The following is a 24,937-nucleotide window of genomic DNA, read 5'->3' as shown; positions in this document are numbered from 1 at the left end:
ATAAAAAATAAATCAAGCCTCAAGCTCTTTTATTTTCTCTTTTAATTTTTTGTTTTCTTCTTTAAGATAATTTATTACATCATTAGGCTTCATCTTTTCTCTTATAAGCTCCTCTGCTTCCTCTTTGCTTATAATCAAAAATGAATCGCTTAAAGATATATTTAAATCGCTTTCCACTATAACTTTGCATATTCTCTCATGCACATCTCTAAAGAAATAACCCACTCTTGATACAACATAATCATTAGCTTTTATTTCTTTATTTGTAATACTATTCTCTAAAAAAATAATAAAGATTTCTTTGACATACAGCCTCTTTTTGATATTAAAAATTTATATTAAAATATTAATATAAATTAATATTTGCAGGGCTTTGCTGCGAAGCACACAGTCGTGCCGCACCCCACTTCTTTTGTTGCCACAAAGAAGCAAAAAGGCTGTATTTTAACTTAAATTTTATAATTTATATTACATATATAAAATATAATTAGTATTATTTAATATTAATTTTTATACTTGCACTTTTTGGTTCTTTTTGCGGCGGGAAAAAGAACAATAAAAAAATTAACTAACTTAAAAATTTTTAATATTATCAATCAAATAGTTGTTAAAATTAGATTAATAATTTTTCAAAAAACTAATATAATAACTATATAAATTTTTTATATATTATTAAAATTAAGACAAGCTCAAATCTATTTTACAGAAGCCGTAAGGGTTAGAAGCTACTGTGCATCTCTTTGTTCTTGTTCTCCACAAATTATTGCCTAATATATCAACCTCTCTTATATCATGATTTAAATAAACTACCTCTTTTATTGAAGCCATATCCAAAACATTAGATGAAGTTGTAAACATATAAATTGATGAGCCTGTCCATATATCTGTAAGATTTTCTAATTGATACTTTTGATCAACTTCATGATCATCAGCAACCCTGAATGCAGTTCCTACAACAGTGATTCCGCTTGTTACTGCATTAAAAATATCCGGTCTGAATGCTTTATATTTTCCATTGGCATCATTTCCTATCATTGATATATAATTAGAAAATAATCTGAATAAGCCTTGAAGTTTAATATATACATCTATTGGAATAACTATATAAAGTTTCTGTCCATTATCCTGAAGCTCCATTTTATCATTAAATAAATTTCCGCCTACAGCATAATTCAAATATTTTGCCAAATCTATAAATGAAGAAAAGAAATTATCAATATCTGCCTCTGTCCAAGTGCTTATTGGCTTAGCAGTTAAATCAACAGTGTTTGTACTTCCGTAAAGTTCTGCATCTGTAACTTTTGCTGCTAAATTTCTTTCTCTTAAAAGTCCAAGTCTTGAAACAAGTTTTTGTGCAATATAATTTAAAATTTCTTCTCCTGCTTTTTTCTCATCTCTTGCATAAAGCTCATTGATTTCTTCTATTCTGTTAATATCTATTCCAATATAATATTCTTCAGGCTCCATTTTAAAAACTCTAGCCTCATGTTTAGGATACTCATTGAAAATATTTAAATCTCCCAATGAAGTACCTCCATACATATTTTTGAGATTGAAAGCTGTATTATCTAAATCGCCTCCAATAGCTCCTTGAGAAACACCGACAAAAATTTCTGGTATATATTTACTCACGAAATTAGTCTGCCCCATATATCTAGGCATTTCTTTATTGATTATTGGAAAAAGTTTATTTTGTATATTTTGTAAATTAGGTATGCTCATCTTGATTAACTCCTATTATTACTAAGTTCGCCTTCGCTAATATTAGCCAGCAACTAAAGTTGCCGGCTGCTACGGCTCACTTTATTTTGTTGCTAATAAAAATTATTCTTAAAATATTTAAGATTATTACAAAAATAATATATTCAAAATTTTTATGTTTGATATATTTTTGAAACTTTAGTTAAAATACACATCATACAGATTTTAAAAGTATCTCTGCATAATTGCTTCCGCCTCTTATAACTATTCCTACTCCATGTCCGTCCAATGATTTTTTAAATCCTTTATCTGATGCTGTTACAATATCTCCAGCTATAACACTTTCAGCTACAACTGCATTTACTATTCCATCATAGCAAACTGATATTGCATTTGGCTTTAATCCGAATTCTTTATAAGAGAATGCATCTTCCAAAGCAACTCCTATAAATACTGAACCTTCACTATAAAGTGAAAAAACTCCTTTCCCATTATCATCTTTTATTGATACAGGAAATCCTCTTTTTGGTAAATTAGCTTCATCACTATTAATACCAGCTTTTATTATAGAACCTTGTGCCATTCGAACTCCGTTAAATTTATTATAATTTTTATATTTGAAAAACTTTATAATCTATCAATTTTATACTTGCACTTTTTGCAACTTTTTGCGGCGGGAAAAAGTTGAACAAATACTATTTATAATAAATTTACTTTATAATTAGCTTTTAAATTTCATTTGTAGTAAACAAAACTAGCCTACAAATAAGAAGCAAAAAATGAATTCGTATAGTTAATATCAATAGTTTTTCAATGAATATAATTTTATAATTATCATTTAAATAGTTTTGCTATCTCGCTGTATTTGTTTTCTTCGCTTAATGCTGATAAGTTAATCTTCTCTCCGCCTCCTACTCCTATAGGTACTAAATCATTTCTTACTATTGACATTATTTCTTCTTTGCTTAATCCTGCTTTGAAAAGTTTTCTTGCCTTTATAAATGTAGAGCTTTCTGATTTTGAAGAACATCTTACTGCATTCTGACTCTCTGCATATTCATTGCACCAATCTCCGTAAGTTATAGCTGATAGATTTAATTCTTTATTACTATTGTCTAAATTATTTAAATCTTTGTTTGATTTATCTTTATTATTTTCTTTTGAATTATCTTCTTTTAATTTCTTCACTATCATATCAATAATAATATTTTGAATTTCTTCATCATTTCTAAACAAATAAACAAACTCATCTCTTGCTTCTTTTTGAATTTCTTTTTCTTCGCTAATTAATTTTTCTAATACATTTTTTAATTTTTGCATATACTCTCCATTAATATTTTCTTCATTACTGATAATTGCACTAGCACAAAGCAAATCAACATTACGGCTAGCAGGATATTCCACAGCAGCAACAGCTTTGATTTCGCAATTTTCCCAGTAAATAAAATTTTCATCTTCATAAGATTTTTTTCCAACCATCTCAATAGAAGGATAAAAAGATTTTTTCTCTGTTATGCTGTCATCAAACCATTCTATAACCGCATAAAGTCCGACATACTCATTATCTTTTTCTAAACTTACAACTTTTCCAATAGCTTCCCTTTCTTCATCTTCTTTATGTCCCTTATAGACAAATATTTCTATTCTGCTTTTTTCAAATGATTTAATTAACTCATCAATATTTTTCTCTGTGATTTTATTAGTTTTAGTTTCAGCAAAAGTATTTTTTGAAAGCGGTATATACTGCTTGAAACTATCTCCTAAAATTTTGTATTTCTTTTTAATCATTTTATCTCCTTAAAATATTAATTATATTGAAATGATTTTTAATTATCTCTATATCTATAGCAAAAAAGTACTCGCCGTACTGGCATCCCGCACGGTAATAGTTATTATTATACAAATCCAAAAATATGTGCGGTTTAATACTAATCATTATTTTATTTAATGTTCTAATCAAGAATAGATTATTTATTATCTCTATACCTATATCAAAAAATATAAGTGATTATAAGTTCTTGCAAAATAAAAAAGGCTCAGTAAATTAATACCAAGCCTTTTATTTTAATTATTATTGTTTTAATTAATTACCATATTTATCGATTATAGATTCTCTTAATTCCTTAAATTCTGAAACTCCATCGACTATAAAGTTTCTTAATTTATCATCTTTATAGAAATTTGATTTATCATATAATATATAACACATTATAGCATCCATCAATTCCTCTTCATTTACAATATCCCAATTTATACCTACATTTTTCTCTTTTAATATTCTTTCAACTATAATATGAGCTAATTCATGTGCTACAACACATCTTTTTTCAGGAATTGTCATATTTTTATTTATGATGATTATATCTACATAAGGTTCTTCATCTGGAGATAAAAAACCATAACTGCTAATCTCCTTTTCTTTTATAAAAATTTTATATAAAGCTATATTTAATATTCTAAAATCTCTATTGTTTATTATATCACCTTGTTTTTCTTTTTCTTTCAAATGTTCTCTAAAATCAGATTGTCTATTTTGCAATATAATATTTTCAATAGCACTTTTCCAATGTGATAATAAAGATTTTTCTATATATTTAAGAATCAAATTATCCATAACATTAGATTCTAAATCATCTAATAATTTATGATGTTTGGCAATGCTAGTATATCCGCATATATCAGCAATATTTTTCAATCCCAATTTTGACATTTTTATTAAAACCCTCTGTACATTCTAACATCTTCATCTAAAAACATTACTAATATATCATTATATTTTTTTTCTAATGATATATTACCAAAATACTTTATAGCTTTAGAATTACATGCTTTTGTAAGAGCATCTATTTTTGTTTCATAATCATTTTTTTCTATACCCAAAGAATCAAAATATGCCTCTACTTCTTTTTCTGTAGTGCATTTTTGCAATTCTTCTTTACTGAAAAGTTTAACTGCCATAAATACCTCCAAAAAATAATTTTCTAACTCCCATAAAATGTTACAAAAAATGTAAATATTTTGTTTACAAATATAGTATATACAACTTGAAATAATTGACAACTGTATATGAATATAAAAGTCAATGTTTGTTATAAATTAAGTATATATTTAATAAATTAATCATTTTTATTCTAATGAATGAGAAATCCTGAAATAATCGCATTGTCCTGACAGTCTTAAACTTTTGAAATTCAAATCAAAATATCTTTTTATAAAACTATTATTTATATAATTGATTATACCTGAAACAATATCGCTTGCCATAAGAAGGGCATTGTCTTGAGTAAGTTCAGCTAATGATTTAGTAGCTCCTTTGTTCAGACCAAGTGCTTTAATATCTACACCTTTATTTTTGAATAAGGCTGAAAGCATGCTGTCTCTAAAATTATACCATTCATTAGCATCAATACTTTCTATTTTTTCTATTTTACCATATTTGGAAATAAAAATTCCGCCGCCGTTATTTATAAAATTTCTTATCTCACGTTCTGCCTCCTTACGCTTCGAATCATTAAGTTCAGTGTTTGCTATAAAATTAAAACTATGCTCTCCTATATTTTTTAAATTACGGTTGAAACTATTATCCATAGATTCTAAAATCTGCCAAAGTGAATATGCACTGTATAAAAATGGCTTTCCTATAATATCACCTTCAATACTCCCATAGCTTGCATAACCTGCTAAAGCTAAATCAAAATCTATATCTATAATACTAGCTTCATCATAAGAACCATTAAAAATTTCTTTATGTCTTTTTATAATGCTTATACTTTTTATTTCATCGCTGTCATGCTCATCAAAATTAAATCTGTATATTGAAGAAGGATCATAATATTTAAATCCTTTTAAACCGTCAAGTCTTCCTTTAAATCCATAAGCCCTAGCAGGCAAGACTTCTAATTTAGGAGTAAAAAAACAAAAGCCGTAAACTAATGCATTATAAGAAACATTAACTATTAAGTTTTTAAGTCCGCCTGCTCTTTCAAATTGGCTTATAAAAAAATTATATGCATTATTTACTTTTTCATTATCTTCGCATTCTTTTGGCCTTTCCAAAAAATAATTAAAAGAATTGAAAACTCCTCTATAAAACTGAAGTATAGGCTCAAGATAAATAGAGTTCTCCATTCTTTTGCAAGTTAATGCCCATTTATGAGGAAATGAAAAATCATCGCTTTCATCTCCCCTATTTGATATAACATTTGGAATGCCTGAATTATAATTATTAGTTGATACTCTGTTTAATTCATCATTTAATTTTTCTATCTCTCTGTTTTTATCTTTCAATTTATTATCATATTCTTCAATAATTTTTTCTATTTTAGACTGTTTATTTTCTATATTTTGCATAAATAAAAACCTTAAAAATTAATATTTATATTAATAATAAAAAATATAAGTGATTATAAGTTTTTATTTAATTAGTAATGGACTCAATTTGAAATACGCACGGTAAGAAAAATAAAAAAACAAATTTATTTTCAACACAATCAAATCTATAAAAAATAAAACTATTCATCGTGCGTTAAATAATTTTAAAATCTTATAAAAACTTGGACGTGGTACTAGCCGTATGGTAATGCTTTTTCTTACAGAAGTACAATGTACGTTCGGGATAATGCATTTTAGTTCAAACAGATTTTAAATTTAATAAACGCTTGTACGGGTGCTGAAATTTCTAAATAAGTTATAAATATAGTTAATATTAAAAATTCAAAAGTTCGTTATAAAAAATAAAGGGCGGGGAATGTAATAAAAGTTTTAAAGCTTAATTACATTTGCCCACCCTATAAGTTTATAATTTAAATCTGCAATATAAAGTTATTATTTCTTTATTACCCAATTAGAATATATTAACACCCACCCAAACATTATTTAATTTTATAGTATATTCATCGCACGCATAAAGTATTAAAAAATAAAGTATTATTAACCGTGCGTTAAATAAAATTATCTCAATCCTTTATATCTATACTATAATCTTTCAAAGTATCAAGTATTAAAAGCATTGATATTTCATCTTGATTTGTTAAATCGTATTTGTCTATATTGATTATATTTTTTATAACATTCTGACTTCTTCCAGAAACAAATAATACATCATCATTTTTTAAAGCAGGTATTATTATGCTTAATGAGTTTACATTCCAGAAAATTATAGTAGGAAGTTTATAATTATTTTTATTAAATATTTCTTTCCAATATTCAAAGTTAGTTTTATTTTGCATTTCACATTGATTAAATTCCATATCAGAAATTATTATTATATATTTAGGAAGTTCTTCCTGCGGTACATGATTTTTTACAGCAGTATCAAGTAATGCTTTAAATACTGAATCTATATTCGTACTCATATCAATAGATGACCTTAAAACATAATTAACTATATCAACAATATTATTTATATTTGATATGTCATGCATTTTAGAATTGCCGCAGAAATCTATAAAATGATTATGAAATGCAGACTTATTTAATTGTGCTATATATATTCCCAAAGCTACAGAACATATTAAAGGCTCACCATTTGAATACATTCCCATACTTCCAGATACATCGCATGCCACTATTGCATTTAAATTATTATCTCCAAAAATGTTTGGAAGATTTTTCCAAGTTAAATCAAATTCTTCTCTTCTTGATTTTATATCTTCTTTATCACAGTCTAAAATCTCTCTTATAACATCAAATGGAGTTAATACGCTTGTATTTAATTTTACTTTTCCTGACTTTACATCTTCAAAAAATTGTTTGTATCTCTCTTCATCATTTCTAATAAATGCTTTTGAGTATTTTCTAATAGCAAGCGAAGGAACTGAAGAATAATTAAATGTATAATCTTTTTCTCTTAAATTATTTTCTATTATTTTTATTTTCTTTCTTAAAGCAGATAAAATTTTTCTATATTCTTTAGTGTTTATATTTAAAAGTTTTATTAATTCTCTTGCAATGTTTCTTGTATTTTTTGATGAAGTATTTTCACTAGGAAGCCATTTAGCAAGAAGCGAAACATTATCAGTTGTTTTATCTTTTTCTAATTGATCTAATATTATATTTTTTGTAAAGTCAGAAATATTTTTATTTTCTCTATTCTCATACCATACATAAATAATATCGTCCCATCTTCCAAGCTCTGGTATAGTTTTAAGAATTTCTATTGCAGTGAGAGTATGATTTTGTTTAATCATAATATTAATATATTTTCTAAAAACTTCTCTCTCTCCAATGCCTTTTCTTATATCTCTTAAATACATCATGCACTTAGCTGTAAGTTCAGGACTTTCTCTCCATGCATCTATAAAATATTTTAATAATTCATCATCTTTTTTTAATCTGCTTGCTCCCATAGTTGCAAATAAATCTAATACTCCGCTTAATGATGAAATATTAGTATCAGCAAAATTCTGTGTATAAGTTTTATTAAAAGAATTTTTAAGCAAATCTAAAAAAGACATAAAATAATTCTCCTATAATGAAAGTTCTATAATAAAAAATATTCTATGCCTATTAAATAAATAAGCATAGAATAAAAAAACTAGACACGATATATACCATTAAAAATGGCTAAAGGAGTTGAACCTTCTTACTACCAGAAAATAAATTGCTGTTCGTGTCTAAAAAATATTATTGCAAAATAAAAAACTAGATTCCATTTTAATCCAGATTGTGGCTTAAATATATTGCTGTTAGAATCTGTTTTAATTTTATGTTTAATATATTATTTTGTCAATGTTAAATATATTATTAATTAAAATCTCATTAACGCACGCTGAATGAATTTTTATTTATCATTTAAATTACAATTTATAATTAACATATATTTTTAACTTTACTCTGCGTGCGGTGTATAAATTTTAAATTTAAATAACGCTTGGGAGGGTTCTTAAATTTTTTAATAGGTTATAAATATAGTTAATATTAAAAATTCAAAAGTTCGTTATAAAGAATAAAGGGCGGGGAATGTAATAAAAGTTTTAAAATTTAATTACACTTGCCCACCCTATTTCTTTTAAATATTATTATGTGATTTCTATACTATTATTCTTTTAAAATATATACTGTTATTATAGCTGCCCACCCAAGATTTTTTTAAATTTAAAACGTATTCACCGCACGGTAAGCTGATTAAAAAATAAAACTAAATATGAATTAAAATTTAAATTATAAATAAAGTATTGCTAACCGTGCGTTAATTAAAATTATAAGCAATACAAATAGTTTTAAAAATTTTATTTTATGATATACTGATACTAATATGCAAAATAAAAATAACATACAAAACAATAAAAACTATTATTCATTTTCTGATTATGTTAAAAATAAATTCGGAGTTAAAGTAGGAAAAATTTCTATAGATACAGATTTCGGATGTGCTCATAAAGCTAATGATGGAGGGTGCAGATTCTGTAATTTAAATAGCTATAAACCTCCTTATGTAGCAGAAGAAGATATAAATAATCAATGGATTAACGGATTAAAAAATTATAGAGGAAGATATCAAAAATTCTACGGATATTTTCAGCTAGGTACACCATTGTCCCAATTGGCATCAAAAGAATCTTTGAAATATGCTAATAAATTGGTGCATTTTGATGAATGCGTTGGACTAATGTTTGGTGCTAGAAGCGATATGCTTGAAGATGATGTACTGAAAGAACTTAGTGATTTATCTTACTCATCTGGTAAAGAAATTTGGCTTGAAATGGGACTTCAATCTTCTAATGATGAAACTTCAAAATTCATCAATAGAGGTCATGATTATAAATCATTTGCTGAAATGGTAAATCATATAAAAACAAATTATAGTAATATAATAATATGCACTCATATAATATTCGGACTGCCTAAAAAAATTAATGATGATAACAAAAAAATAATAGAATTGGAAAGCAGAGATGATATGATAAAAACTGTTAAAGATGTATCGGCTTTAAAAATTGATGCTGTAAAATTCCATCAGCTTGATATAGTAAAAGGTTCTTATTTTGAAAATATATATAGAGATTATCATTTTCCTACTTTAGATGAAGATTTTTATATAGATTTGATGAGTGATGCAATTTCTTTTACAAGATCAGATATTATAATAGCACGATTAATGGGCGATAGTTTGGGAGATAGTTTAATAGCTCCTAAATGGACTAAATCAAAAGGCGAAATAATAAATCTGATAACAAAAAGAATGAAAGAAAAAAATATAATTCAAGGTATAAACTATAATGTTTAAAAAATACGGCAGGAATTAAAAAATTTAACTCCTGCCTAGTTTTAGATATTTGGTTTATTTATGTATAAGAGATCAATCAAATTTATATGATTATTCAATAATAAATAAAAAACAGGAGTACATTATAGAAAAATATAATCTAGTGCACTCGACTGATTATTTATTATAAGATAAGGTAATCCGACTTCGTTAATTTATATTAACAAACTAAACTTTACGGTTGCGTGCCAGCGAAGGATTCTCACCTTCATTCCCCTATATAAAATCGAACTACATTATATATAAAAAACAATTTTTTATCAAGTTTTTTAGTATAATTTTCAAATACAATAATTTAATTAAAATAAAAAAATTATTAAAAGCTTAATTTTATTTGCAAATGCATATAATTTGAATATACTATTTTATAATAATATAAATTTTAAGGATATTTTTATGGAAGAGCTAGAACCAAAATCTAAAAAAGACTACTTATTAGTAAAGCTTTTATTAGGAATAGCTTTAGGTATTGTAATAGGTATGGTATGTAATGAAGCTGTGATTAATGTCATACAATCTATAAAATATGTACTTAATCAAGTAATATCATTTATGGTTCCATTAATTGTATTAGGTTTTATTGCACCTGCTATTACTAGAATGGGAAACAGGGCTAATAAAATGTTAGGAGTTATTCTCGCTCTAGCATATTTTTCTTCTGTAGGGGCTGCTTTATTTGCTACTATTGCCGGATATATAATAATTCCTAATTTAAATATTGCTTCAAATGTTGCAGGAGGTAAAGAACTTCCTGAAATAATATTTAAATTAGATATTAATCCTATATTTCCTGTAATAACTGCCCTATTCTTAGCAATATGCGGAGGAGTAGCCGTTGTAAAAACTAAATCTAAATACTTTGAAAATCTATTAGATGAACTTAATAATATAATACTATTTTTGGTAAATAATGTAGTAGTACCAATATTACCATTTTATATAGGAACTACTTTTGCTACTTTATCTTATGAAGGTACTATAATTAAAAGTGTTCCTGTATTTTTAATAATTATAATTATAGCAATAGTAGGACATTTTATATGGCTTACAGTTTTATATTCTATAGCTGGTATTGTATCAAAGAAAAATCCTGCAAGAGTATTTAAACATTATGGTCCTGCTTATTTCACTGCTGTAGGTACTATGTCATCTGCTGCAACTTTACCTGTAGCTTTAAAATGTGCAAGTAAATCTGATGCATTAGATAAAGATATTGTAAACTTTGCAATACCTATGGGAGCAACTATACACTTATGCGGATCTGTACTTACAGAAACTTTCTTTGTTATGACTATATCTAAAATATTATATGGTCAGCTTCCAGCAGTTGGTACTATGATTTTATTTGTTATATTGCTCGGTATATTTGCTGTTGGAGCTCCAGGAGTGCCTGGCGGAACTGTTGTTGCTTCTTTGGGAATAATAATTTCTGTCCTAGGTTTTAACGATGATGGTACTGCTTTAATACTTGCTATATTTGCATTACAGGATAGTTTCGGTACAGCATGTAATGTTACAGGAGATGGTGCTTTAGCCTTAATACTTCAAGGTATTTTCAAAAAAGATCAGAAAGTTAGTTAAATTAGAATTCTTTTAAATATGGGTAAGACTTAATTATTAGTCTTACCCATTTTTATTTTTACCGCACGCAGAATGACACTACAAATATAAATTAATCATAATTACAAATTAATCTATAAATAACAATTTGCTTATCGTGCGTTAATTAAATTTTAAATCTAATCAAAACTTGGGCGGGTATGCTTTTACAATTTAAGCTTTAAAGAATAAGAAAGTTATAATATCAAATAAAAACAAAAAAATTTTTAAGGGCGGGGTATGTAAATTAAGCTTTAAAATTTAATTACATTTGCCCACCCTCTATCCTTATAATTTAAATTTGAAATTAAAACTTTAACTTCTTTATTACAAAAATAAAATTTATAAGCACCCACCCAAGTTTTTTTAATTAAAAATGCATTCACCGCACGTAAAAATAAATCTAATATATTGAATAATAAAAAAATAAATTAATGTACATTATACAGATATTATATTTACCGTGCGTACGTATTTGCAAAAAAGTAAAATTATAATATACTTGCTATTGATCTTATTTATAAAAAATACTAGAAAATGAAACATAAGATGAAGTTATTTTAATAAAAAATAATATTGGAGTTTTAATAATGAATAGAAAAAAAATTTCAATTATAGAAAAAATATTAATATGTTCTGTAGGAATATTTTTAACTTTTGATGGGATAGTAGGATTCTTTTCTTTTATTGATACAAAAAATTATATTCATACTGTAGGAGTGGTTGAAGAGTTAGATAGAAGAAAAATAGTATATAACCCTAGAAAAATTGGATATAAAAAGGTAATGGTAATAAGATATGAAGCTGATAATCATGGAACATTATATGCTACTTTAAGAAGTCATTATCCATTTAGAAAAGTAGGTGATGAATTGCCTTTATGGTATGATCCTAATGAACCCAAAAATATAAAACTTCCATTTTCTGATAGTATTTCTTATATATTAAGCATTGTTATAGGATTGCTAATAATTTATTTTGGACTTTATATTGTAAATAAAAATAAATATTGATTATGATGGTTTAAGCCTAAAATCTTATATTTCTTATTTATTCAATTTTTTTAAATTATAATTAAGTTATATGTAACAATTTATTGCAAAAATGCTAAACTATAATATACTATCATTTATTTATGAAAAAGCTTTTTTTATTTTTTGCATTAATATTGATTTTAAGCGTTAATCTATATACGCAGACTTTCAAACCATTTAGAAAATTATACACCATACAAACAAAAAAATTTGAAATAATATTTCCTATAGAGTCCAGAAGAACAGCAGAAAATTTGGCAAAAGTTGCTGATGATATATATGAAAAATATTCAAAAATTTTAAATAGCACTGTAAGAGGAAAAAATCCTATAACAATTACACCTGATTTCAATTTATTCAATTCAGCAGCAATGATAATACCATATTCAAGTTTGATATTATACGATACAAATTTAGATGAGAATTTCACAAGCTACAGCAATAATTTTGAAACAGTATTTATACATGAACTTACACATTTACTTTCTATGGCTTCAGAAAATACAGGACTTGCCACCAAAGTAATGGGAAACTGGGCTTCATTTGTGCATATTAATGCTATGCCATTTATGATTGAAGGGGCTCCTGTCAGTATGGAAAGTTTAACAGGTTTCGGACGTGCTAATGATCCTTTAGTAAAACAAAGATTAAGACAGGATATATTTGAAGGAAACTTTAGAACTCCTATTCAGGCTTCTTATGTTTGGACTAAAAGCCCTTATGGAAATGTATATTATGAATACGGCGGATTATTTTCTAAATATTTGCAAGATAGATTTGGAATGGAAAAGTATGCTGAGTTTTGGAATAGAATGCAGACTAAACTTCATTTCTCATTTTTAGTTTATAATTCTGGAGTTTATGGAGCTTTCAAAAAAGTTTATGGAATTAAATTTACTGAAGCTTGGGCAGATTTTCAAAATTCATTAGCTTTGGAAAATGTTAATCCTAGCGAAGAATTAATAGTAAATGATAAAGAAACTTTTATTAATGATCTTCATTCTTATAATGATACTGTTTATTATATAGATGGTGATATTGGAGCTTTATATTCATACAAAGAAAAAAGAAACAATGAAAACAATAAAAAAGATTTAAAATTAGAATTCTTAATAGACAGAGGATCAGAAAGTTTGGATATATCAAAAGACGGAAATAATGCTTTGATAGTATCTGTAATGTTTAATGGAGGACTTTATAAATATATAGTTAAAGAATATGATCTAAATAAAAAAACTAGAACTAAAAGAAAATGGTTTGATATGCAGTATGCAAGATATTTCAGAAACGGAATTATAGGAATATCAAAAGATTTGCATAACTCTATTTTAGTTTATATAAATGAAAACGATGAAAAAGAAATTTTATTACAAGCTAACGACAATTTTGGATATAGTTCACCTGCGGTTATTGATGATAATAATATAGCTTTGATAGTTACTGAAAACGGAATTAAACATATAGCAATATTCAATTATAATAATAAATCATTAAGATATATTAATACAAAAGATAATACTTTAAATTATGTAAGAACTTTAAGATATTCAAATAATAAACTTCTTTTCTCATACAATAATAATGACAGATTTTATAAACTTGGTGAAATTGATTTAAATAATAATAAAATTAAGCTTTATACAAAAGACTATTCAGGAGGGGTATTATCGCCAGTATACGCTGGAGAAAATATTTATTACAAGGGAAGATTTTCAGAGTATGACAGGCTTATGAAATATTCTGATAATGAATCTGTAACAAAAAATTTCGCCTACGCTGATAAAACAATAAATAAATATGAATTTACTCCTCAAATGGAGCTTGAGAATTATAATGGTTTTAAATATTTCAAACCTTGGGCTATGTGGGTGCCTCTGCCTCAGCTAAATGATACTTTCCCATTTTTTATTAATGGGCTTGGTATATTATCTGTGGTCGCTTCTCCTTCTTCTGATAATCTAGCATTGATTTGGCTTGGATATGATATACCTTCTAATTTTCTTCAAACTGAATTAACTGTTACTTCTTATAAAATGCTTTATCCTTTATACTTCGGGTTTAAAAGTGATGTTGTTTATTCTACTTATAATTATTGGAGATTGAATACTTATCTTGCAATGCAATTCTTACTTAACACAGAAAGTGATAAATTATATTTTATGCTTGAGCCTTCAATATCTGGAGCTTTATTTTCTGAGTTTGTAAATCCTCAAACTAATACCTCAACTGCATTTACTTGGAAATATTCTTCTTGGACATTAAATGTTTCTTTAAAAGCTTCAATGATATTTAGAGTACAAACTGATAAGCCTTATAGAGATGATTTAGTGAATCTTACTGTTATACCTAAATACTCTATTAGATACAATAAATTTGCTATAGATTTCAGTACAAAGTTTCAAACTAGATATGTACCTATAAGAGCTAGTTTTTATGGTTCTTATGCTTTTGGTACTAATACTGCATTCGATGGTGCATCTACAGTATTTGGATCAAGCGAAGTAAAAGCACCTGAAGAATTTTATGCTTATGTACAGAATAAAAAATATAAAGCAAATTATTTTTTAGGCGGAGATGTTGAGCTTTTAGGTTATTTGAGTTCTCATTTTAATTTAAGCCATATATATTTTGATAATTTCTTCGCTTCTCTTTCGTACAGATTTGCTTATTACTCAAAAGAATATATGCATTCAGCTGCTTTAAAAGTAGGATTTGATGCAAGCATTCCTATATCAGGATATCAGAATATTGTAACAGGAGAGCCTTATATATTATTGGCTTTAAGACTTCCTACAACCTTAGATAAAACTGTAATAGGAAATTATCCTACTTTAAATGATTTATATATAGGCTTCGGGCTTCAAATGTCTTGGTAAAGTTAATAGTATTAAATAAAAATAAAAAAAATTTTTTATAGTGTTTTACTTAATTAGGTTTAAAATATATTTACACTCCCCACCCTTTATATTTACAGTTACAATATGCAATTAATATTTTTTATTTCTATGCTGACTAATTAGATTTTTTTGCTACCCACCCTAGCCGTATTTAAATTTAAAATATTTTAAATATTTGGGAACTTTTAATTATGCAATTCGTCTAATTATACAATTAAAAGTTAGTATTAGGAGAAAAACTATGAAACGCATTATTATGGTTCTTTTCATCACAGTTATATTATCTATATCATTATTTGCTGAAAGTGAAAACTATTATTGTGCTAATGAACCTTACACTTACTTTATTTATAGTGAAGATTCACTTACTGAAAAACAATTAAATGAAATAATGAAGTTAAAAGATAAATATCAGCCTAAAATTTCAGAACTAAGAAAAAAAATGTATTTGGAAAGAACTAAAATAAACTTGGAAATGTCTAAAAAAAATCCTGATGAACTTGTTGTTAATAATTCGCTAAAATTGAATATGGAATATGCCAAAGAATTAAAAAAGATAGCTAGTGATTTTCTTCAGGAATATAATGAAATAAAAAAATAACAAATAACTCACATAATAAATAAAAACCATATTTTACTAAAGGAGAGATTAATTATCCCTCCTTTTTTCATATAAAATCATTTTTGATATTTCAATAAATTACTTTTACATGTATAATATAATTGTTAATTATTTTTGAGGATAAATTATGAAAAAGATTTCTGCATTATTATTATTTATTTTTTCATCTTTTTTATTTTCTTACTATTGTCCGTATGATAATTATGATTATTTCATTATAAATGCAGAAGGTCTAACAGAAAAACAATTACAGGAAATAATCAAATTAAAAGAGAAATATCAGCCAAAATTTCATGAATTAAAACAAAAAATTAATATAGAAAAAATTAAAATAGATATAGAAATGTGCAAAGAAAAAAGAAATCAAAAAATTATAGATGAAAGCATACAATTAAATATAGAATATAATAAAGAATTAAAAAAAATAGCCAATGAATTTTTTAAGGAATATAATAAAATAAAAACAGAAAACTAGTATATGAATCATTATAATTTTATTCATAATATGAAAGCAGATTCTGCTCTTTCCTTTCTCAAAAAACTTGATTTTGAAACATTAGAAAATAATGATTCATTCTTTTATGATTTTACTGAAAAATTAAAAAAAGATAAAAGATTAAATATTAAATATAATGATACTGCCATACTTCAATTATTAATAGATTCATATATAGATGAATGTGCTTATAATGGAGATAATGAAAGTTTTGAAAATGTTATAGGAAGTATAAATTCAATACTTATAAAAAACAGTAGTAATATATATGCAAGAAATAAAGCCGCATTTCTATATTATACTAAATATATTTATGATTATGATGATATTTATTATGATATAGTATCTGATCATATAGAAAGAATAATACATCATAATAATGAAGTTAGTTATTTTATTTTAGCTATATTAAATCATCTAAAGTATGTAAGAACTAAAAATAATAATTATTTTAATAAGGCATTAGACTACTATAAAGAAGTATTGAATATAATAGGCAGTGATATAAATTTAAGCTATAATATTTTCTCATTATATAAATCTAAATATTCAAATGCTGAAAAAGAAAAACATTTCAATATTGTCGCAGAAGTGTATTTAGAAATTTTAGATTTTGATCATGACAATATGTTTGCTTTAGAGCATGCAGCCAAATTATATAAAGAAGAATTTCTTAATACTAAAAACCCTGACTATTATTTGCTTTCTATAAATTATTATATAGATTTGTATTATTCTGTTAATGATATTGATATTTTGCTTAATGTTGGTTTTTTACATACCATCATGTTTAAATATAGTAAGTACATACAATTTTCTGATGATGCTGTTTCCGTTTTAAAAAAGATAGAAGAAATTAATAATTCTAACAATCTATTATATAATCTTTTAGGATATGTTTACAGCATAAGATACAGTTTAACTAAAAATAATAAAGATTTTTCCTCAGCTATTAATTATTATAATAAAGCCAAAGAATCAGACAATAATGCCTATTATTTCATGGCATACCTTTATATATTATGCTATAAAAATACAAAAGATGAATTATATTTCAATGCTTCTTTATCGGCATTTAATCATTTAGATACTGATGATATTGATATATTAAACTCTATTGCCTATCTGTATGAATGCAAATTTTCAATAACTAAAAATAAAGATGATTTTAATAATTCATTATTTTATTATAATAAAGCACTTGCCATAGATTGTGATTATCTTTACACATATATAAATAGATTTGAATTATACAGATTAGCATTTTGCTATTTTGATGATGTGAATTATTTTAAATTTGTTATTAATGATTATGAAACTTTACTAAATGACGGACAATTAAATAATGATAATACATTAAGCTATTATATGAATTATAATTTAGGATGTTTTTATCATTTTTTATATGGTAATAGTTTGGAAGATAATTTCTCATGCTCCAATTATAATTTAAGAGAAGAATTTTTTAATAAAGCATTATTATTTTTCAGCCATTCAAATTCTCTTATTGCTATAAGTGATCTTTACAGACTTAAATATATTGAAGATCATAATAACAATAAATATTTTAACTTATCTCTATCATATATAGAAAAACATTTTAATAGTTTTAGATATGATATCAAAAATTTATCACAAAAAGCAATACTTTATTATGAAGCATACAAAGTAGAAAAAGATATAAAATATTTTAATACCGCTTTAGAAAATTTTAATTATGCTTTAGAAATAAACGAATATGATAAAACATTATATTATAATTTAGCCATTCTTAATCATTTACAATTACTTGAAAACAATTTTGAAAATTATCAATCAGCAGAAAAAAACTATCTTAAAGCTATTGATATTGACAATGAATATTATATTGCAAAAGAGAATTTAGGTTTTTTATATAATAATCTTTACAGCAATTATAATGTTGAAGAAATATTTAATAATAGTTTATCCTGTTTTGAAACTGTACTATATAATAATAAAAAATCATTGATATCATTAGAAGGATTGGGAGATATATACAATTTAAAAATTCACAATAATGATTTTGATAAAGAAATTAAATATGAATATATAATTAAATGTTTAGAATACTATAATGAGGCTTTAAATCTCGGTGTAGGCATAGATACTCTTTATAAAAAATTAAGCAGCATTTATTTTTTATTATTCAGTGAATATGATGATAAAATTATCATAAATGATTATTTCGATAAGTATATAAATCTTATGCATGAAAACAGAATACTTGCAAATAAATATTTATTTATTTTAAATAATGTTATGTATGATATTCATAAAAATAATAAATATCTTATAAAGGCTGGTAAATGTTTAAGCAGTTTGAATATAGATATATTTTCTATAAGGTTATGCATAGATTTTTTTAAACATTTATTTGATATTACAAAAAGAATAAAGTATGCATTGTTCTCATTATTTTATTTGGAATATATAATCAATATAGAAAAAAATAATATAGACTATTATTTTGATATGGGAATTCTGCATTATAAAATATTTTTAAAAACTAAAAATTATGAATATGCTGTAAACTCTTTTCATTGCTATAGCAGAGTTTTGGATATAAATCCTAAATATCCTAAATGCAATTATAATAGAGCTTTAATATTAAAACATTTATTTGAAAAGACTTCAAAAATGTATTTTATAGAAAATGCTTTTGATAATCTAGTATGTTCTGTTAAACTTGGAAATATAGAAGCCTATTCTTTGATGGGAGATATATATTTACTTTTATATAAAAAACAAAAACCAGATGAGGAATATTTAGACAGAGCAATATATAATTATAATATGTCTATAGAAAATAAATATTACGGCAAAAATAATTATGAAATTTATTTTAATTTAGGAATATGCTATTACTTTAAATATAAAAAACACAGAGAAGTAAATGAGTATTTCAATAATTCTTTAGACTATTACAAAAAAGCATTGAACATAAATAAAAGAAATGTAAAGATAAGAAGATTTATTAAGTATCTTCAAATAATCAAAAAACTTCCTCGTTCCTCATAATAATAAATTTTATATATACTGAATTTTTTTAAGTTTGTCAATTTTTTTATTGTTCTTTTTCCCGCCGCACGCCACAGGCGGACTTCGTCAGGTACTCCCTTCAGTCGCAGGCACTTCCTTCGGTCGCAAAATAAGTGGGGTGCGAGGAAAAGCCCTGCAGATATTTAAAATTTAAAAAAATTATTTCTGACAAAATATAGTTGTTTAGACATATAATAAATCAATTTGATTTAAATGAATTATAGGTATATAATAGTAAACATAATATATTGGTATTAATTTCATAAGGGGTAGTAATATGAATTTTAATTTTTATATGCCTAGTAAAGTAATATTTGGATGCGGTTCATTAGAAAAACTTCATAAACAAAAATTACCAGGTAAAAAAGCATTAATAGTTACAGGCGGTACATCTGTAAAAAAATACGGATATTTAAAAAGATTGGAAGAACAATTAGAGAAAGCAAATATAAATTATTGTTTATTTGATAAAATACTTCCAAATCCTATTAAAGACCATGTTATGGAAGGTGCTGCTTTAGCAAAAAAAGAAAATTGTGATTTCGTTATAGGAATAGGCGGCGGAAGCAGTATGGACTCATCAAAGTCTATTGCTATAATGGCTACAAATGAGGGTGATTATTGGGATTATATATTCGGAGGTACAGGTAAAGGAAAGCCTATACCAAATGATCCTTTACCAATAGTAGCAATAACTACAACTGCAGGTACAGGAACAGAAGCAGATCCTTGGACTGTTATAACTAATGGAAATGAAAAAATAGGTTTCGGATATGAAAAAACTTATCCTTATCTTTCTATAGTAGACCCTGAACTTATGAAAACAGTTCCTCCAAAACTTACAGCTTATCAAGGTTTCGATGCATTATTCCACAGCACTGAAGGTTATATAAATAAAATTGCTAGTGAAATGAGCGACTTATTCGCTTTAAAAGCTATAGAGCTTATAGGTAAAAGTTTAGCTGATGCTGTTAAAGATGGTAACAATATGGAAGCTAGAGAGAATGTTGCTATGGCTAATACTTTATCCGGTATAGTAGAAAGTACCTCAAGCTGCACTTCTGAACATTCTATGGAGCATGCTATGAGTGCTTATTATCCTAAACTTGAACATGGTGCAGGACTTATCATTATCAGTAAAGAATATTATACAGTTATTGCTAATTCTCATGACTGTGATGAAAAAATGATAAACATGGCTAAGGCTTTGGGTAAAAAAGATGCTGATAAAGCTATGGATTTTGTTGATGCATTAGTAGAACTTCAAAAAGCATGCGGTGTTGATAATTTGAAACTTTCAGATTATGGAATGAAAAAAGAGGATTTACCTGCTATAGCTAAAAATGCTAAATTTGCTATGGGCGGATTATTTGAATGCGACCCTCATAATTTTACAGATGAAGAAGTTTTAAGCATATTAGAAAAGTCTTATAGATAATTTTATATTTTAATTTTTGTAAAAACAAAGGCTATAGTATATTTTACTATAGCCTTTATTTTTGAAGTTTTTACTTAGTAGTTTATAATTAATTTTAACTTACATATTGTTTATTATTAATTTTTGATAAAAAATATTGTATTTTAAAAAAAATTGTTAAATTTGGCAATTTATTTGTCAAAAATTATAATTATTTGTTACTATATATATAATAACATTTATTTTATTATAAATAAATTTTTATTTTGGAGAATAATAATTTTATGAAGAAAATAAACAGTTTAGCATTTAGAATGCCTTTCGTTATATGTGTTATGGTTGTAGTTATAATAATAGCAATGCTTATATCCTCTATAAAAATAGGGAGTAAGGGAATAAGCGACAGTAAACTTGGAGGCTTCAATAGTACCATAGCAGGATATGCTTCTGTTTTAGATACTTGGTTCGGACTTGAAAGCTCCTTAGTAAATACTTATGCTGTAACTCCTGTAGTTATCAGATATTTAGAAGGTTATCAGGATACTTCATTAGAATTATTATTAAACACAATAAAAAATTTCAAAAACAATAATCTTTATATAATAAATATGGGACTTGCTGATATGAACGGAAATATAATTGCTGATTCCGCATCATCTGCACTTATAGGAAGGAATCTAAAAGATTATATTCCAAATGCTTGGTCTCAAGAATCTGCTAATAAAGAAGAAATTATATTTTCAGATACTTTAATGCAATCTGAAGTTACAGGCAAATGGGCTATGCCTGCTATAAAACTTGTAAAAGACAGTAATAATCAAAATGCAGGATATATATATGTTCTATTTGATTGGTCTATACTCCATCAAACACATTTTTCTAATATAGATTTAGGAACTACAGGAGGACTCTTCATAACTAGTGAAAAACTTTATAATATAATGGATTCAAAATATGAAAATATAGCTAATATGAAAATTAATCCTATATATAAACAAGCATTCACTGGTGCTGGAAGTGGAATAATTACTTATGATGTAAATGGAGAGCAAAGAACAGCTGCTTATTATAAAATGAAAAGTAGACCTTGGATAATAGCTCTTGCTATGATGGATTATGAAATATTTGCTCAGAATAAAAAATTGATAATAGCTACAATAATAATAGGAATCATATCAATAGTGGCACTTGCAATATTTGTAAGTTTATTCATTGGCACTATCACTAAGCCTCTTGAAATAGTGGTTGAAGAAGCTCAGGAAATAGAGAGAGGTGATTTAAGCAATATTAAGCAGCGTATAAAACCTAGAAAAGATGAGATAGGAGTTTTATCAAAATCTTTTGTTAGTATGAGAAGAAAACTTGCTGAAACTATTACAGAAGTTAATACTGCTTCTAATAATATAGTAAAAGCCGCTCAAGAATTATCTCAAGGCAATACTGATTTATCAAGAAGAACAGAATCTCAGGCTGCAAGTCTTGAAGAAACTGCAAGCTCTATGGAAGAGATGGCTTCTACAATAAAATCATCTACAGATCATGCCGTTGCCGGAAATAATATGATGGTTGCTTCAAGAGAGGCCGTTGAGAATGCTGGTAAAATAATTGCTGAAACTACAACAAATATAGAAGAAGTATATGAGGCAAGTACAAAAATCAAAAACATTACTAAAATCATTGAAGATATAGCATTTCAAACTAATATACTTGCTTTGAATGCCGCAGTAGAGGCAGCTAGAGCAGGAGATCAAGGTAAAGGTTTTGCTGTTGTTGCTTCTGAAGTTAGAAACCTAGCACAAACTACTCAATCATCTGTTAAAGACATTACTGTTTTAGTTGACAACACAAATGAAAAAATTAACAAAGCTACAGAAACAGCCCGTCAGTCTCAAGATATATTTATAGACATTCAGCAAAAAATAGAAGATACTGCCAGAATAATGCAGGATATTAGTGCTACTGCTATGGAACAGCAGACAGGAGTAGATCAGGTTAACAGAGCGGTCGCTGAAATGGATACTGTAACTCAGCATAATGCTTCTTTGGTACAGGAAAGTGCAAACACTTCTGAATCGCTTCTTGCTCAGGCCCATGTTCTTAAAGATACTGTAAGTTTCTTTAAATTGAGTGCTGATGACTTGAAAAAAGATAATACAGCAAAAGTTAAAAAAGAAGTTAATGAAATTAAAGAAAATAATCAAAAACAAAAAACTAAAACTCCTGAAATAAAAAAACAGAATTTTGAGAAAAAAACTGATTACAAAGAAGATTCTTATGAAGTACATAAATCTAGTTCTAAAAAAGAATTAAAAGTTCCGCCTTCTGTAGAAAGAGCAAGAGCTATGGAATCTCAAAAGCAGGATAATACTACAGTGAGAAACGATGAATTCGGTGTTACATATTCTTCTACTTCAAATGGTATGACTGATGATGGTTTCGCTTCATTCTAAAATCATTTTATAAAAAATTGAATTCAAAGCATCAAGTTAATAAAAAAACTTGATGCTTTTTTATTTATTAAATTCTCATATACCGCACGGAAAATAAAGCCAAAAATATAAATTTATTTTAATTTCAAATTATTCATTGAGTTTTAATTTTAATTAAACGTGCGTTGAATAAATTTTAAACCTAATAAAATCTAGGGTGGGTGTTAACATTTCTAATTCAGCATCAAAACAAATTAAAATTATAATTTCAAAGTTAAGCAGAAAAAACAAAAGGGCGGGGTATGTAAATTAAGTTTTAAAATTTAATTACACTCGCCCACCCTCTATGCTTTTTAATTTATTTTGTTATTTTTACTTTCAACTTCTTTATTGCTTCATTAGAAATTATAGCACCCACCCAAGTATTTTTTTAAATTAAAAAAATACATACCGCACGATAAAAAAATTTAAAATATATGATTACTTAGAATTCTAATTTAAATAATAAATAAAAATCTATTCACCATGCGTTAAAGATTTTTTCTAATAATAGAATTAATAATACTTATAATTTCTTATATTTTTTACTATTAGTATAAATATATGAGGAGTTTTTATTATGGCTTTTGATTTTAAACTAATAGTAAGAGATAAATATTCAGAAGAGATTTTTGATATTATAAATACAGTAGAAAGTATAAAGGCTGATGATATAAAAACTGATTATAAAGTAGCTGACGGAAGCAGATCATACTCTATCAAAACAGGTATAGGAAATATTGCAAGCGGTAGAGCTTTTAATATAGGAATTCCTATTTATGAATATAAAAATGAATCAGGTTCTTGGGTAAGAATAGAAGAGCAATATGCTAAATATACAAGCATGATTTTATCAAGCAATGTTAAAAGATATTTTATAAGAACTATATTTGAAGATGAAATTTATGAAGCAGAATATATTATGAAATCAGTTGGCGGATATAATATAAAATATATAAATAATTTGGGTGTGATAGATATTTCACTTGAAGCATTGGATAAAGTTTTTTTAAGACAAAAAGAAGAAGAATATGAATTACCTATTACAGAAGAAAATAAACAGGATATAAATTATAAATCATTAAGTTTAGTACCTGTGCCTGTGAATTTTAATTTAGAGTTTATAGTTGTAGGCGGAGCATTGGAATTCTTATTTGCTAATAGACAGAACTTTGGAATACAATTTAATGCAGAGCTAAGAAACGGAGTTTATAATATTGATTTTGACGGTGAGAAATTAAATGTAAATGGAGTGGCTTATAATTATAAAGGACTTCAGCCTGAATTAAATGTTGGTAATAATATATTTTATTTAGAAAGCAATCAAACTTGTGTTAAGGCTTCTATAATCTATAAAAGAGGAATATTAATATAAAA

At 25.8% G+C, this 24,937-nt stretch carries 18 protein-coding genes; 10 read left to right on the top strand and 8 right to left on the bottom strand.

From position 1 onward, the window contains the following. Positions 1-12: 12 nt before the first annotated feature. The 8 genes from BINT_RS00625 to BINT_RS00590 form a co-directional block, all read right to left on the bottom strand. Positions 13-225 (bottom strand): hypothetical protein, encoded by a 213-nt coding sequence (locus BINT_RS00625; RefSeq protein WP_014486619.1) that lies wholly within the window; start codon positions 223-225, stop codon positions 13-15. 453 nt (positions 226-678) lie between these two features. Beyond that, positions 679-1,722, bottom strand: coding sequence for a hypothetical protein (locus BINT_RS00620; protein WP_014486618.1), 1,044 nt, complete (start codon positions 1,720-1,722; stop codon positions 679-681). A 193-nt stretch (positions 1,723-1,915) separates the two neighbouring features. After that, positions 1,916-2,284 carry a hypothetical protein gene (locus BINT_RS00615; RefSeq protein ID WP_014486617.1) on the bottom strand — a complete coding sequence of 123 codons (369 nt, stop codon included), beginning with the start codon at positions 2,282-2,284 and terminating at the stop codon, positions 1,916-1,918. 251 nt (positions 2,285-2,535) lie between these two features. Beyond that, positions 2,536-3,489, bottom strand: coding sequence for a hypothetical protein (locus tag BINT_RS00610; RefSeq protein ID WP_014486616.1), 954 nt, complete (start codon positions 3,487-3,489; stop codon positions 2,536-2,538). A gap of 295 nt (positions 3,490-3,784) precedes the next feature. After that, a complete protein-coding gene (locus BINT_RS00605) occupies positions 3,785-4,411 on the bottom strand; it encodes an ImmA/IrrE family metallo-endopeptidase (RefSeq protein ID WP_014486615.1) in 627 nt (208 codons plus the stop codon). Between the two features lie 5 nt (positions 4,412-4,416). Further along, positions 4,417-4,659, bottom strand: a complete 243-nt coding sequence (locus tag BINT_RS00600) for a hypothetical protein (RefSeq protein WP_014486614.1) — start codon at positions 4,657-4,659, stop codon at positions 4,417-4,419. A 168-nt stretch (positions 4,660-4,827) separates the two neighbouring features. Next, a complete protein-coding gene (locus tag BINT_RS00595) occupies positions 4,828-6,051 on the bottom strand; it encodes a hypothetical protein (protein ID WP_014486613.1) in 1,224 nt (407 codons plus the stop codon). A gap of 605 nt (positions 6,052-6,656) precedes the next feature. After that, positions 6,657-8,156 carry a DUF2828 family protein gene (locus BINT_RS00590; protein ID WP_014486612.1) on the bottom strand — a complete coding sequence of 500 codons (1,500 nt, stop codon included), beginning with the start codon at positions 8,154-8,156 and terminating at the stop codon, positions 6,657-6,659. An 800-nt stretch (positions 8,157-8,956) separates the two neighbouring features. Between BINT_RS00590 and BINT_RS00585 the strand changes: the two genes are divergently transcribed. The 10 genes from BINT_RS00585 to BINT_RS00540 all read left to right on the top strand — a co-directional run bounded on the left by BINT_RS00585 (position 8,957) and on the right by BINT_RS00540 (position 24,935). After that, positions 8,957-9,928, top strand: coding sequence for a TIGR01212 family radical SAM protein (locus BINT_RS00585; protein ID WP_014486611.1), 972 nt, complete (start codon positions 8,957-8,959; stop codon positions 9,926-9,928). A 435-nt stretch (positions 9,929-10,363) separates the two neighbouring features. Continuing rightward, positions 10,364-11,548 carry a dicarboxylate/amino acid:cation symporter gene (locus tag BINT_RS00580; protein ID WP_014486610.1) on the top strand — a complete coding sequence of 395 codons (1,185 nt, stop codon included), beginning with the start codon at positions 10,364-10,366 and terminating at the stop codon, positions 11,546-11,548. A gap of 608 nt (positions 11,549-12,156) precedes the next feature. Beyond that, positions 12,157-12,579: a DUF3592 domain-containing protein gene (locus BINT_RS00575; RefSeq protein WP_014486609.1), complete on the top strand. Its 423-nt coding sequence runs from the start codon at positions 12,157-12,159 to the stop codon at positions 12,577-12,579. Between the two features lie 122 nt (positions 12,580-12,701). Next, a complete protein-coding gene (locus BINT_RS00570; RefSeq protein ID WP_014486608.1) occupies positions 12,702-15,476 on the top strand; it encodes a hypothetical protein in 2,775 nt (924 codons plus the stop codon). Positions 15,477-15,738: 262 nt separating this feature from the next. Next, a complete protein-coding gene (locus BINT_RS00565) occupies positions 15,739-16,098 on the top strand; it encodes a hypothetical protein (protein ID WP_041177124.1) in 360 nt (119 codons plus the stop codon). Positions 16,099-16,246: 148 nt separating this feature from the next. Continuing rightward, complete coding sequence (locus tag BINT_RS00560) at positions 16,247-16,594, top strand: hypothetical protein (protein WP_014486606.1); 348 nt, start codon at positions 16,247-16,249, stop codon at positions 16,592-16,594. A 3-nt stretch (positions 16,595-16,597) separates the two neighbouring features. Then, positions 16,598-19,654, top strand: coding sequence for a tetratricopeptide repeat protein (locus tag BINT_RS00555; protein ID WP_234944340.1), 3,057 nt, complete (start codon positions 16,598-16,600; stop codon positions 19,652-19,654). Between the two features lie 298 nt (positions 19,655-19,952). After that, positions 19,953-21,113 carry an iron-containing alcohol dehydrogenase gene (locus BINT_RS00550; RefSeq protein ID WP_014486604.1) on the top strand — a complete coding sequence of 387 codons (1,161 nt, stop codon included), beginning with the start codon at positions 19,953-19,955 and terminating at the stop codon, positions 21,111-21,113. 263 nt (positions 21,114-21,376) lie between these two features. Further along, on the top strand, positions 21,377-23,542 hold the full coding sequence (locus BINT_RS00545; protein ID WP_041177123.1) for a methyl-accepting chemotaxis protein: 2,166 nt from the start codon (positions 21,377-21,379) through the stop codon (positions 23,540-23,542). Positions 23,543-24,140: 598 nt separating this feature from the next. Then, positions 24,141-24,935 carry a hypothetical protein gene (locus tag BINT_RS00540; protein WP_014486602.1) on the top strand — a complete coding sequence of 265 codons (795 nt, stop codon included), beginning with the start codon at positions 24,141-24,143 and terminating at the stop codon, positions 24,933-24,935. Positions 24,936-24,937: the final 2 nt, after the last annotated feature.

It is taken from the genome of Brachyspira intermedia PWS/A (assembly GCF_000223215.1).
GTDB classification, from domain to species: domain Bacteria; phylum Spirochaetota; class Brachyspiria; order Brachyspirales; family Brachyspiraceae; genus Brachyspira; species Brachyspira intermedia.
The sequence above is the reverse complement of the archived record's forward strand: the minus strand, read 5'-3'. Positions and strand labels throughout refer to the sequence as shown.

Excerpts from the sequence above, each read along its gene's own strand:
- BINT_RS00605 (WP_014486615.1), bottom strand. The coding sequence starts at position 4,411 with ATGTCAAAATTGGGATTGAAAAATATTGCTGATATATGCGGATATACT.
- BINT_RS00560 (WP_014486606.1), top strand. The coding sequence starts at position 16,247 with ATGAAAAAGATTTCTGCATTATTATTATTTATTTTTTCATCTTTTTTA.
- BINT_RS00595 (WP_014486613.1), bottom strand. The coding sequence starts at position 6,051 with ATGCAAAATATAGAAAATAAACAGTCTAAAATAGAAAAAATTATTGAA.
- BINT_RS00600 (WP_014486614.1), bottom strand. The coding sequence starts at position 4,659 with ATGGCAGTTAAACTTTTCAGTAAAGAAGAATTGCAAAAATGCACTACA.
- BINT_RS00615 (WP_014486617.1), bottom strand. The coding sequence starts at position 2,284 with ATGGCACAAGGTTCTATAATAAAAGCTGGTATTAATAGTGATGAAGCT.
- BINT_RS00580 (WP_014486610.1), top strand. The coding sequence starts at position 10,364 with ATGGAAGAGCTAGAACCAAAATCTAAAAAAGACTACTTATTAGTAAAG.
- BINT_RS00555 (WP_234944340.1), top strand. The coding sequence starts at position 16,598 with ATGAATCATTATAATTTTATTCATAATATGAAAGCAGATTCTGCTCTT.
- BINT_RS00570 (WP_014486608.1), top strand. The coding sequence starts at position 12,702 with ATGAAAAAGCTTTTTTTATTTTTTGCATTAATATTGATTTTAAGCGTT.
- BINT_RS00550 (WP_014486604.1), top strand. The coding sequence starts at position 19,953 with ATGAATTTTAATTTTTATATGCCTAGTAAAGTAATATTTGGATGCGGT.
- BINT_RS00565 (WP_041177124.1), top strand. The coding sequence starts at position 15,739 with ATGAAACGCATTATTATGGTTCTTTTCATCACAGTTATATTATCTATA.
- BINT_RS00545 (WP_041177123.1), top strand. The coding sequence starts at position 21,377 with ATGAAGAAAATAAACAGTTTAGCATTTAGAATGCCTTTCGTTATATGT.
- BINT_RS00575 (WP_014486609.1), top strand. The coding sequence starts at position 12,157 with ATGAATAGAAAAAAAATTTCAATTATAGAAAAAATATTAATATGTTCT.
- BINT_RS00620 (WP_014486618.1), bottom strand. The coding sequence starts at position 1,722 with ATGAGCATACCTAATTTACAAAATATACAAAATAAACTTTTTCCAATA.
- BINT_RS00610 (WP_014486616.1), bottom strand. The coding sequence starts at position 3,489 with ATGATTAAAAAGAAATACAAAATTTTAGGAGATAGTTTCAAGCAGTAT.
- BINT_RS00540 (WP_014486602.1), top strand. The coding sequence starts at position 24,141 with ATGGCTTTTGATTTTAAACTAATAGTAAGAGATAAATATTCAGAAGAG.
- BINT_RS00590 (WP_014486612.1), bottom strand. The coding sequence starts at position 8,156 with ATGTCTTTTTTAGATTTGCTTAAAAATTCTTTTAATAAAACTTATACA.
- BINT_RS00585 (WP_014486611.1), top strand. The coding sequence starts at position 8,957 with ATGCAAAATAAAAATAACATACAAAACAATAAAAACTATTATTCATTT.